Annotated in this window: 8 protein-coding genes, 4 tRNA genes and 1 other annotated feature; of the genes, 7 read left to right on the top strand and 5 right to left on the bottom strand. The window is 39.5% G+C overall.

Going from position 1 to position 11,532, the window contains the following annotated elements:
* The first annotated feature begins 131 nt into the window (after positions 1-131).
* The 3 genes from DV356_RS07580 (at position 132) to DV356_RS07590 (ending at position 3,764) form a co-directional block, all read left to right on the top strand.
* Entirely contained in the window at positions 132-1,238 is a 1,107-nt protein-coding gene (locus DV356_RS07580; RefSeq protein ID WP_005667897.1) for a PucR family transcriptional regulator, read from the top strand.
* Positions 1,239-1,359: 121 nt separating this feature from the next.
* Entirely contained in the window at positions 1,360-2,619 is a 1,260-nt protein-coding gene (locus DV356_RS07585; RefSeq protein ID WP_038439582.1) for a GntP family permease, read from the top strand.
* Positions 2,620-2,627: 8 nt separating this feature from the next.
* Positions 2,628-3,764 (top strand): glycerate kinase, encoded by a 1,137-nt coding sequence (locus DV356_RS07590; RefSeq protein WP_112119570.1) that lies wholly within the window; start codon positions 2,628-2,630, stop codon positions 3,762-3,764.
* Between the two features lie 39 nt (positions 3,765-3,803).
* Here DV356_RS07590 and DV356_RS07595 read toward each other — a convergent pair whose 3' ends face one another.
* Entirely contained in the window at positions 3,804-4,517 is a 714-nt protein-coding gene (locus DV356_RS07595) for a YggS family pyridoxal phosphate-dependent enzyme (RefSeq protein ID WP_112119569.1), read from the bottom strand.
* A 172-nt stretch (positions 4,518-4,689) separates the two neighbouring features.
* Positions 4,690-4,808: a sequence feature (Thr leader region), on the top strand.
* Between the two features lie 33 nt (positions 4,809-4,841).
* On the opposite strand from DV356_RS07595, the gene thrA reads away from it, so the two are divergent.
* The 3 genes from thrA to thrC are packed head-to-tail and all read left to right on the top strand — an operon-like array spanning position 4,842 to position 9,566.
* Positions 4,842-7,289, top strand: a complete 2,448-nt coding sequence (gene thrA / locus DV356_RS07600) for a bifunctional aspartate kinase/homoserine dehydrogenase I (protein ID WP_071162700.1) — start codon at positions 4,842-4,844, stop codon at positions 7,287-7,289.
* 12 nt (positions 7,290-7,301) lie between these two features.
* Positions 7,302-8,246, top strand: coding sequence for a homoserine kinase (gene thrB, locus DV356_RS07605; protein ID WP_005654296.1), 945 nt, complete (start codon positions 7,302-7,304; stop codon positions 8,244-8,246).
* 42 nt (positions 8,247-8,288) lie between these two features.
* Positions 8,289-9,566, top strand: coding sequence for a threonine synthase (gene thrC / locus DV356_RS07610; RefSeq protein WP_118806764.1), 1,278 nt, complete (start codon positions 8,289-8,291; stop codon positions 9,564-9,566).
* 207 nt (positions 9,567-9,773) lie between these two features.
* On the opposite strand, the gene DV356_RS07615 is transcribed toward thrC, so the two are convergent.
* The 4 genes from DV356_RS07615 to DV356_RS07630 form a co-directional block, all read right to left on the bottom strand.
* Positions 9,774-9,849: transfer RNA gene (locus DV356_RS07615), tRNA-Lys, on the bottom strand.
* Positions 9,850-9,899: 50 nt separating this feature from the next.
* Positions 9,900-9,986, bottom strand: a tRNA-Leu gene (locus tag DV356_RS07620).
* A 27-nt stretch (positions 9,987-10,013) separates the two neighbouring features.
* Positions 10,014-10,087, bottom strand: a tRNA-Cys gene (locus DV356_RS07625).
* Positions 10,088-10,093: 6 nt separating this feature from the next.
* Positions 10,094-10,169 (bottom strand) — tRNA-Gly (locus DV356_RS07630).
* 246 nt (positions 10,170-10,415) lie between these two features.
* On the opposite strand from DV356_RS07630, the gene DV356_RS07635 reads away from it, so the two are divergent.
* The gene (locus tag DV356_RS07635; protein WP_041174724.1) at positions 10,416-11,525 is read left to right on the top strand and encodes a methionine biosynthesis PLP-dependent protein; all 1,110 of its coding nucleotides are present in this window, start codon (positions 10,416-10,418) and stop codon (positions 11,523-11,525) included.
* Positions 11,526-11,532: the final 7 nt, after the last annotated feature.

Consider the following 11,532-nt stretch of genomic DNA (forward strand, 5'->3'; position numbering starts at 1 on the left):
AATAAAACATTATAGCGATAAAAACGCAGTGCGGGAGAATAGTCTCCCGTCTTTTCTTGCAGATAAAACAATATTTGACTAACTTTCTTTTTCTCAATATTTTATCTTCATTTATCTTCTTTATTACAAATATGCAACTTGACAAATACACTGCCAAAAAAATTGTTAAACGTGCAATGAAGATCATTCATCACTCTGTAAATGTAATGGATCACGACGGTGTGATCATTGCGTCGGGAAATTCAACGCGTTTGAATCAACGGCACACAGGAGCGGTGTTGGCGTTGCGGGAAAATCGTGTGGTAGAGATTGATCAAGCGTTGGCACAAAAATGGAATTTTGAAGCGCAACCAGGGATTAATTTACCGATTCATTATTTAGGCAAAAATATTGGAGTGGTGGGGATTTCTGGTGAGCCAACTCAGGTGAAACAATATGCCGAACTAGTGAAAATGACGGCAGAACTTATTGTGGAACAACAGGCTTTACTCGAACAAGAAAGCTGGCATCGTCGTTACAAAGAAGAATTTATTTTACAATTATTACATTGCAATTTGAATTGGAAAGAGATGGAACAGCAGGCGAAATTTTTTTCTTTTGATTTAAATAAATCTCGTGTGGTTGTATTGATTAAGTTACTTAATCCAGCCCTGGATAATTTACAGCATTTGATCAATTATTTGGAACAGTCTGAATTTGCACAGGATGTGGCAATTTTGTCCCTTGATCAGGTTGTAGTCTTAAAGACTTGGCAAAACTCCACCGTACTTTCTGCTCAAATGAAAACGCTTTTACCTGCAGATTATTCAAAACAAGATTATAAAATTGCTGTAGGCGCTTGTCTAAATCTACCGCTTTTTGAGCAGCTTCCCTTGTCTTTTCAAAGTGCGCAAAGCACGCTTTCTTATGGATTAAAACATCATCCACGCAAAGGTATTTATGTGTTTGATGAGCATCGATTGCCTGTGTTACTTGCTGGATTATCCCATTCTTGGCAAGGGAACGAATTGATAAAACCCCTTTCTCCCCTTTTCTCAGAAGAAAATGCGATACTTTATAAAACCCTTCAACAATATTTTTTATCAAATTGTGATCTTTATCTCACTGCGGAAAAATTATTTGTTCACCCGAATACTTTGCGTTATCGATTGAACAAAATAGAGCAAATAACTGGCTTATTTTTCAATAAGATAGATGATAAATTAACGCTCTATCTCGGAACGTTGTTAGAACATTGAGGTTGTATAACTTTACAAAGTTTGATGATTTTTAACCGCACTTTTTGTTTGCTCTAATAAAGCATTTTCCCTATAAAACAGAAATAATCTCCTTGGTTTTAATTTTTATAGGAGAGAAAAAATGACAACAGTCTCAGCAATAGGTGCGTTGGTGGCGTTAATCGTTGCTATCTTCCTCATTTTGAAAAAAGTCTCACCAGCTTATGGTATGTTGGTGGGAGCTTTGGTTGGAGGCTTAATTGGTGGTGCGGATTTATCGCAAACAGTGAGCCTAATGATCGGTGGCGCACAGGGTATTACTACTGCGGTTATGCGTATCTTAGCTGCTGGTGTGTTGGCAGGCGTGCTGATTGAATCGGGTGCAGCAAATTCTATCGCGGAAACCATTACTAATAAATTGGGTGAAACTCGAGCTTTACTCGCCTTGGCACTAGCGACGATGATTTTAACTGCGGTGGGTGTGTTCGTGGATGTGGCAGTGATTACTGTTTCACCAATTGCTTTAGCGTTATCGCGTCGCAGCGATTTATCGAAAGCTGCAATTTTGCTCGCCATGATTGGCGGTGGTAAAGCTGGTAATATTATGTCGCCAAACCCAAATGCCATTGCGGCAGCAGATACTTTTCATTTGCCACTCACTTCCGTGATGATGGCTGGTATAATTCCCGCGCTATTTGGTTTGATTCTCACCTACTTCTTAGCAAAACGCTTAATCAACAAAGGTTCTAAAGTGACTGACAAAGAGGTAATCGTGCTTGAAACGCAAAATTTACCTTCATTTCTGACCGCTCTTGTCGCACCTTTAGTGGCAATTTTGCTATTGGCACTTCGTCCATTGTTTGATATTAAAGTTGATCCATTAATTGCATTGCCGTTAGGTGGTTTGATTGGTGCGCTTTGTATGGGCAAACTTCGCAATATAAATAGTTATGCTATCAATGGATTGAGTAAAATGACACCCGTGGCAATTATGTTACTTGGTACAGGCGCGCTTGCTGGCATCATTGCCAATTCTGGTTTAAAAGAAGTATTGATTCAAGGTTTGGAACATTCAGGTTTGCCATCATTCATTCTTGCACCAATTTCAGGGGTGTTGATGTCTTTAGCGACAGCTTCTACCACGGCAGGTACTGCGGTGGCATCCAATGTGTTCAGTAGTACCTTGTTAGAACTTGGAGTTAGCAGTCTTGCTGGTGCAGCAATGATTCATGCAGGGGCGACCGTATTTGATCATATGCCACATGGTTCTTTCTTCCATGCTACAGGCGGTAGTGTGAATATGGATATCAAAGAACGTTTAAAACTTATTCCTTATGAAAGTGCGGTCGGTTTGATGATGACCATCGTTTCTACCTTAATTTTTGGCGTATTTAAATTCTAGGAGTTGTTATGAAATTTGTGATTGCACCTGATTCTTTTAAAGAAAGTTTGACCGCACTTGAAGTAGCTACCGCCATTGAAACAGGCTTCAAACGTGTATTCCCCGATGCGGACTATGTAAAATTGCCAATGGCAGATGGGGGCGAAGGTACAGTTCAATCCCTTGTGGATGCCACGCAAGGCAAGCTCATTGAATGTGAAGTCACCGCACCTTTGGGTGACAAAGTGAAAAGTTTCTTCGGTTTATCGGGAGATGGAAAAACCGCGATTATCGAAATGGCAGCAGCTTCTGGTTTACATCTTGTTCCGCCTGAAAAACGCAATCCCTTGCTTACCACCAGTTACGGCACAGGGGAGTTGATTAAACTGGCATTAGATTTAGGCGTAGAGAGTTTCATTCTTGGCATTGGCGGTAGCGCAACCAACGATGGTGGTGTAGGAATGTTGCAAGCACTAGGGATGCAATGTTTAGATTCGCAAGATAAGCCTATCGGTTTTGGTGGAGCAGGGCTAGCAAATATTGTGAAGATTGACGTTCAACAATTAGATCCACGTTTGCAACAAGTTCACATTGAAGTAGCGTGCGATGTGAATAATCCGCTCTGTGGTGAATGTGGTGCATCTGCCATTTTTGGACCACAAAAAGGCGCAACGCCTGAAATGGTGAAACAACTTGATGCTGCACTTTCGCATTTTGCTGAAATTGCCGAACGCGATTGCGGTAAACAAATTCGTGATCAGGCTGGCGCAGGTGCTGCTGGTGGTATGGGTGGTGGCTTGCTATTATTACCAAGCGTACAACTGAAAGCAGGCATACAAATTGTGTTAGACCGGTTACATTTAATTGACTATGTAAAAGATGCTGATGTAGTGATTACGGGTGAAGGGCGAATAGATGCACAAAGTATTATGGGTAAAACGCCAATTGGTGTGGCGCGTACGGCAAAACAGTTCAATAAGCCAGTGATCGCCATCGCAGGGTGTTTGCGTGAAGATTATGATGTGGTGTTTGATCACGGTATTGATGCGGTGTTCCCTATTATTCACCAACTTGGCGATTTATCGGATATTCTCAAACAAGGCGAACAAAATTTAATTTCTACCGCTCAAAATGTGGCGAGAGTACTGGCATTTAAATTTCATTAAGAAATAAGGCTTGTTTTAAATTCGAGCCTTATTCCATGATTATTTATTTTGTGATGTTGAATAATTTCTTGCACCAAAAATCGCAGTGCCAATGCGTACCATTGTAGAACCGCATTTTATTGCGCTCGGCATATCATCCGTCATTCCCATAGAAAGTGTATCAATTTGTTGATTGGGTAAGGCTTGTTTCAGTTGTTCAAATAGGTCTGACATTTTTCTGAACACGGCTTCTTGTTCTGCGATATTGTCGGTTGGTGCGGGTATTGCCATTAAGCCACGTAGGCATAAGTGCGGTAAATTTTCGATGTGTTTTGCTAGTGTTAGAATTTCCTCAGGTTGAATACCTGATTTACTTTCTTCATCGCTGATATTAATCTGAATTAATACATTCAATGGAGCCTTGTTGGTCGGTCGTTGTTCATTTAAACGATCTGCAATTTTTGCTCGATCAAGCGTTTGCATCCAATCAAAATGTTCTGCAACGAGACGGGTTTTATTCGATTGTAATGGGCCGATAAAATGCCATTCAAGGTTTATATTTTGAGACTCAAAATATTGGATCTTTTCTACACCTTCTTGCACGTAATTTTCCCCAAAAGCCGTTTGTCCCGCTTGATAAGCCGAAAGAATCTCGGAAATAGGTTTGGTCTTAGATACGGCAAGTAATTTTACGGTATTTTGATTGCGATTTTCTTCTTTACAAGCCGTTTCAATTTTTTGCTGAATTAGGTTGAGATTATGCTGGATATTCATAGGTTTTCCTTTATAAAAAAGTGCGGTTAGTTTACACGAAATTTATTGACTAAGAAAATTTCTGAAAAATTTGTCACTTTCTGTTTGACAAGCTAGGGAAATTTCGGTATTTCTTTACGCATTCATTTTTCAAGATAAAACACAATGAAAAATAACCGCACTTTATCCGTAATCATTAGCACGATTACCGCCATTATGATGACCATTATTATGATTAATGGTGCGGGTTAGTGCAGCAAAAAACAGGATACAGAAAACCCGCGATTCAACTGAATAGCGGGTTTTTTTATAAATTTAAAAACACAATATCTAGGAGAACCAATTATGCGCGTACTTAAATTTGGCGGCACTTCGCTTGCAAATCCGGAACGTTTTTCCCAAGCGGCGAAATTGATCGAGCAAGCTCATTTAGAAGAGCAGGCTGCAGGTGTTTTATCAGCACCAGCCAAAATAACCAACCATCTCGTCGCCCTTTCTGAAAAAGCTGCATTAAATCAATCAACCGATACGCATTTCAACGAAGCAATCGAAATTTTCTATAACATCATCAACGGCTTACATACGGAAAATAATCAATTCGACTTAAATGGTACCAAAGCACTTATTGATGCTGAATTTGCTCAAATCAAAGGATTATTAGAAGAAATTCGTCAAGCGGGAAAAGTAGAAGATGCAGTTAAAGCGACCATTGATTGCCGTGGGGAAAAACTTTCTATTGCAATGATGAAAGCTTGGTTTGAAGCGCGTGGCTATAGCGTACATATTGTGGATCCTGTCAAACAATTATTGGCAAAAGGCGGTTATCTTGAATCTTCTGTTGAAATTGAAGAATCAACAAAACGTGTTGATGCAGCAAATATCGCAAAAGATAAAGTGGTGCTGATGGCAGGTTTTACTGCAGGTAATGAAAAAGGCGAGTTGGTATTGCTCGGTCGTAATGGCTCAGACTATTCTGCAGCCTGTTTAGCGGCTTGTTTAGGCGCAAGTGTATGCGAAATTTGGACCGATGTGGACGGCGTTTATACTTGCGATCCGCGTTTAGTGCCTGATGCACGTTTATTACCAACGCTTTCTTATCGTGAAGCGATGGAACTTTCTTATTTCGGTGCGAAAGTGATTCATCCTCGTACGATTGGGCCATTGTTGCCACAAAATATTCCTTGTGTCATTAAAAATACAGGAAATCCTTCTGCGCCAGGTTCGATTATTGATGGCAATGTGAAATCAGAAAGTTTGCAAGTTAAAGGTATCACTAACTTAGACAATTTGGCGATGTTTAATGTGTCAGGCCCTGGTATGCAAGGTATGGTAGGCATGGCATCTCGCGTATTTTCAGCCATGTCAGGCGCAGGCATTTCAGTTATTTTAATTACTCAGTCTTCGTCTGAATATAGTATTAGTTTCTGTGTGCCTGTGAAATCTGCAGAAGTAGCGAAAACCGTACTAGAAACGGAGTTTGCTAATGAATTAAATGAACATCAATTAGAATCAATTGAAGTGATTAAAGATTTATCCATTATTTCTGTTGTGGGCGATGGAATGAAGCAAGCGAAAGGCATTGCTGCTCGTTTCTTCTCGGCATTAGCGCAGGCAAACATTAGCATTGTGGCGATTGCACAAGGATCTAGCGAACGTTCAATTTCTGCGGTTGTGCCGCAAAATAAAGCCATTGAAGCGGTGAAGGCTACCCATCAGGCGCTTTTCAATAATAAAAAAGTCGTGGATATGTTTTTAGTGGGCGTTGGTGGAGTAGGCGGAGAATTAATTGAGCAGGTAAAGCGTCAAAAGGAGTATCTAGCAAAGAAGAATGTTGAAATTCGAGTTTGTGCTATTGCGAATTCCAACCGTATGTTGCTTGATGAAAATGGATTAAATTTAGAGGATTGGAAAAACGATTTAGAAAATGCGACTCAGCCATCAGATTTTGATGTATTGCTTTCTTTCATTAAATTACATCATGTGGTGAATCCAGTATTTGTAGATTGTACTTCAGCCGAATCTGTAGCAGGGCTTTATGCTCGTGCGTTAAAAGAAGGTTTCCATGTGGTTACGCCAAACAAAAAAGCGAATACACGAGAATTAGTTTATTACAATGAGTTACGCCAAAATGCCCAAGCAAGCCAGCATAAATTTTTATATGAAACCAATGTAGGTGCGGGCTTGCCAGTTATTGAAAATCTCCAAAACTTACTTGCAGCAGGTGATGAGCTTGAATATTTTGAAGGGATTTTATCTGGCTCGCTTTCCTTTATTTTTGGTAAGTTGGAAGAAGGACTTTCTCTTTCAGAAGTAACCGCACTTGCGCGTGAAAAAGGCTTTACTGAGCCAGATCCTCGAGATGATCTTTCTGGACAAGATGTAGCACGCAAATTATTAATTCTTGCTCGTGAAGCGGGAATTGAACTTGAACTTTCAGATGTTGAAGTTGAAGGTGTATTGCCAAAAGGCTTCTCCGATGGAAAATCTGCAGATGAGTTTATGGCAATGTTGCCTCAGCTTGATGAAGAATTTAAAACTCGCGTTGCCACAGCTAAAGCAGAAGGCAAAGTATTGCGTTATGTTGGAAAAATTAGTGAAGGAAAATGCAAAGTATCCATCGTTGCGGTAGATCTGAATAATCCACTTTATAAAGTGAAAGATGGTGAAAATGCCTTAGCATTTTACACTCGTTATTATCAACCGATTCCACTTTTATTACGTGGCTATGGTGCAGGTAATGCGGTCACTGCTGCGGGTATCTTTGCAGATATTTTAAGAACATTACAACATTAATAAGGATTTCCAATGTTAAGAATTTACGCCCCTGCATCTAGCGCGAATATTAGCGTAGGTTTCGATACTTTAGGTGCTGCGATCTCTCCTATTGATGGTTCTTTGTTAGGCGATGTGGTTCAAATAGAATCTATTTCAACTGGTTTTGAGTTAGAAAGTGCGGGCTATTTTGTTCGTAAATTACCGAAAGAACCACAAAAAAATATTGTTTACCAAGCTTATGTGCTATTTAGCGAGCAATTAAAATTACGCGGAGCAAATGTTAAACCTTTGCGTTTAACGCTCGAAAAAAATATGCCTATTGGCTCTGGTTTAGGCTCTAGTGCTTGTTCTATTGTTGCTGCATTAGTGGCATTAAATCAGTTTCATAATGAACCTTTTTCGAAAATGGAATTGCTTGAAATGATGGGAGAATTGGAAGGTCGTATTTCTGGTTCAATCCATTATGATAACGTCGCACCTTGCTATCTTGGCGGTGTGCAATTTATGGTGCAATCGCTCGGCAATATTTGTCAAAAATTGCCATTTTTTGATAATTGGTATTGGGTGTTAGCCTATCCGGGAATTGAAGTTTCTACTGCTGAAGCTCGAGCAATTTTACCGAAAAGCTATACTCGACAAAACGTGATTGCCCATGGTCGTCATTTAGGTGGCTTTGTGCATGCTTGCCATACCCATCAGGAAAATCTTGCCGCGATTATGATGAAAGATGTCATTGCCGAGCCTTATCGTGAATCTCTGTTACCTAATTTTGCTGAAGTAAAACAAGCTACTCGAGACTTAGGCGCACTTGCCACAGGTATTTCAGGCTCAGGGCCAACTATTTTCTCTATTGCCCCTGATTTACAAACTGCAATTAAACTTTCAAGTTATTTAGAAAGCCATTATTTACAAAATAATGAAGGTTTTGTGCATGTATGTAAAGTTGATAACGAAGGCACAAGAGAAATTAAATAAGTTAATTTAAATAGATGAAATCAGATTAAAAACGGATTAAATATGAATTTATACAATATCAAACACCCAGAAGAACAAGTCACTTTTTCTGAGGCTGTTCGTCAAGGTCTTGGGCGGGATCAAGGTCTATTCTTTCCAGAAGTTATTCCTCAACTTAATAACATTAATGAATTACTTGAATTGCCTCTTGTTGAGCGTAGTCAAAAAATTCTAGGTGCATTAATTGATGGCGAGTTACCACAAGCAACGTTAGATGCAATGGTAAAAAATGCGTTTACTTTCACTGCACCGTTAGAAAAAGTGGAAGATAATATTTATGCACTTGAATTATTTCACGGTCCAACGCTAGCATTTAAAGATTTTGGTGGGCGTTTTATGGCACAGGCGCTTGCAGCAGTTCGTGGTGATGGCAAAATTACTATTTTAACGGCAACCTCAGGCGATACTGGAGCCGCTGTAGCACATGCGTTTTATGGATTAGAAAATATTAATGTAGTTATCCTTTATCCAAAAGGCAAAATCAGCCCATTGCAAGAAAAGCTGTTCTGTACTTTAGGTGGGAATATTCGTACTGTTGCGATTAACGCTGATTTCGATGCGTGTCAGGCTTTGGTTAAGCAAGCCTTTGATGATGTTGAATTGCGCCAAGCTATCGGGCTTAACTCTGCAAATTCTATTAATATCAGCCGTTTATTAGCTCAAGTTTGTTATTATTTTGAGGCTGTCGCACAATTGCCAAAAGAAAAACGTGATAATGTCGTGGTTTCTGTGCCAAGTGGTAATTTTGGTAACTTAACGGCGGGATTAATTGCAAAAACCTTAGGCTTGCCGATAAAACGCTTTGTCGCCTCAACAAACGCAAATGATACTGTGCCACGTTATTTGAAATCGGGTAATTGGGATCCTAAAACGACAGTTGCAACCCTTTCTAATGCAATGGATGTAAGTCGCCCAAATAATTGGCCGAGAGTGGAGGAATTGTTTAAACGAAATGGTTGGGATTTAACTGATTTAGGTTCGGAGATGCTAAGTGATAGCGAAACAGAAGATACCTTAAAAACGATGCAGTCGAAAGGTTATTTATGTGAGCCTCACGGTGCGATAGCTTATCAGGTGTTGAAGGATCAACTTAAAGCAGATGAAGTAGGTATTTTCTTGTGCACTGCACATCCTGCGAAATTTAAAGAATCCGTAGAACGTATTCTTGGTATTCAGCTTCCATTACCTGAAACACTGGATAAACATAATCAGCTACCATTGCTTTCTGATGAAATGGATAATGATTTTGCACAACTACGGGCTTACTTATTGAAGTCATAAAGTGCGGTAAATTTTTATTGTGTTTTGGATAGCATCTGATTTTCAGGTGCTATTTTATTTTAGAAAATATAACGTAGCGATAAAATATATTAATTATTTTAGATTGGATGGAGAGAATAGCTATTTTTCAATAAGCAAGTAATTTAAAAAGTAGTATCAGATTTAGGCAATAAAAAAACACCTTTCGGTGCTTACTTTATTTTTAAGTGGTGGGTCGTGAAGGATTCGAACCTTCGACCAACGGATTAAAAGTCCGCTGCTCTACCGACTGAGCTAACGACCCAATTAGATGATTTTAAAGTAAATTTTAAAATCTTTGGATTGGTGTTTAAATGGTGCCCGAAGCCAGACTTGAACTGGCACGCCTCGAAAGGCGAGGGATTTTAAATCCCTTGTGTCTACCGATTCCACCACTCGGGCATATAGACAACTAACATTTGCGTATTATGGAGGCGTGTCCCGGAGTCGAACCGAGCTACATGGATTTGCAATCCAGTGCATAACCGCTTTGCTAACACGCCACGAATTGGAGCGGGAAACGAGGCTCGAACTCGCGACCCCGACCTTGGCAAGGTCGTGCTCTACCAACTGAGCTATTCCCGCATTCGCTGTTAGTGGTGCGCATTTTACGGAAATTCAGATAACTGTCAATTACAGATTTAAAAAAATTGTCTAACCGTTTAAAAAAAGTTCATTTTGTTCAAATAAATCACAGAAAATGATGGAAAAATGAAATTTTATGTAATTTTCTAATTTCTACTTTTATCACTTTTTCCTTTGTGCCAAAATGCTAAACGTTTTTTAACACGTAAAGTGCGGTCAATTTTTTCATTATTTTTAGAGGATGTTATGACACAACAATATGCTATCGATACTTTATTAGCTCAAGCAGGCAATCGCAGTGATGAGCGTACGGGCGCGGTTTCTGCACCAATTTTTCTTTCTACGGCTTATGGTCATTGTGGTATCGGTGAAAGTACGGGATTTGATTACACACGTACCAAAAATCCAACTCGCACAGTATTAGAAGAAACGATAGCTAAATTAGAGAATGGAGATCGTGGTTTTGCGTTTTCTTCTGGTATGGCTGCAATTCAAGTTTTGATGACGCTTTTTACCGCCCCAGATGAATGGATTGTTTCTAGCGATGTGTATGGTGGTACTTATCGATTATTAGATTTTTCTTATAAAAATAACAATAGTGTAAAACCTGTTTATGTTAATACAGCATCTGCTTCAGCAATTGAGGCTGCCATTAACCCAAATACGAAAGCGATTTTTATTGAAACCCCATCAAATCCTTTAATGGAAGAATGTGATGTGGTTGAAATTGCAAAACTTGCGAAAAAACATAACTTAATGTTGATCGTGGATAATACGTTTTTAACGCCAGTGCTTTCTCGTCCGTTAGATTTAGGTGCGGATGTGGTAATTCACAGCGGAACTAAATATATTGCTGGTCATAATGATGCACTTGTTGGTTTAATCGTTGCAAAAGGGCAAGAACTTTGTGATCGCATTGCTTATATTCAAAATGGTGCGGGTGCAGTACTTTCTCCGTTTGATTCTTGGCTGACTATTCGTGGTATGAAGACCCTTTCTTTGCGTATGAAACGCCATCAAGAAAATGCACAAGCCATTGCGGAATTTTTAAAAGCTCAACCACAAGTGGAATCGGTGCTTTATCCAAATAAAGGTGGGATGTTGTCTTTCCGTTTGCAAGATGAAGCTTGGGTTAATACATTCTTAAAATCCATCAAATTGATTACTTTTGCAGAAAGTCTAGGCGGCACAGAAAGTTTTATTACTTATCCTGCCACTCAAACTCATATGGATATTCCAGAACCCGAGCGTGTAGCTCGTGGGATTACTAATACCTTGTTGCGTTTTTCAGTCGGTATTGAAGATGTAGAAGATATTAAAGCGGACTTATTACAGGCTTTTGCAAACTTAAAATAATTGGAGC

Source organism: Haemophilus influenzae (assembly GCF_003494325.1).
Taxonomy (GTDB): domain Bacteria; phylum Pseudomonadota; class Gammaproteobacteria; order Enterobacterales; family Pasteurellaceae; genus Haemophilus; species Haemophilus influenzae_I.

Bases quoted from the DNA above. Each gene is read 5' to 3' on its own strand.
- DV356_RS07580 (WP_005667897.1), top strand. From the start codon at position 132: ATGCAACTTGACAAATACACTGCCAAAAAAATTGTTAAACGTGCAATG.
- DV356_RS07585 (WP_038439582.1), top strand. From the start codon at position 1,360: ATGACAACAGTCTCAGCAATAGGTGCGTTGGTGGCGTTAATCGTTGCT.
- DV356_RS07590 (WP_112119570.1), top strand. From the start codon at position 2,628: ATGAAATTTGTGATTGCACCTGATTCTTTTAAAGAAAGTTTGACCGCA.
- DV356_RS07595 (WP_112119569.1), bottom strand. From the start codon at position 4,517: ATGAATATCCAGCATAATCTCAACCTAATTCAGCAAAAAATTGAAACG.
- thrA (WP_071162700.1), top strand. From the start codon at position 4,842: ATGCGCGTACTTAAATTTGGCGGCACTTCGCTTGCAAATCCGGAACGT.
- thrB (WP_005654296.1), top strand. From the start codon at position 7,302: ATGTTAAGAATTTACGCCCCTGCATCTAGCGCGAATATTAGCGTAGGT.
- thrC (WP_118806764.1), top strand. From the start codon at position 8,289: ATGAATTTATACAATATCAAACACCCAGAAGAACAAGTCACTTTTTCT.
- DV356_RS07635 (WP_041174724.1), top strand. From the start codon at position 10,416: ATGACACAACAATATGCTATCGATACTTTATTAGCTCAAGCAGGCAAT.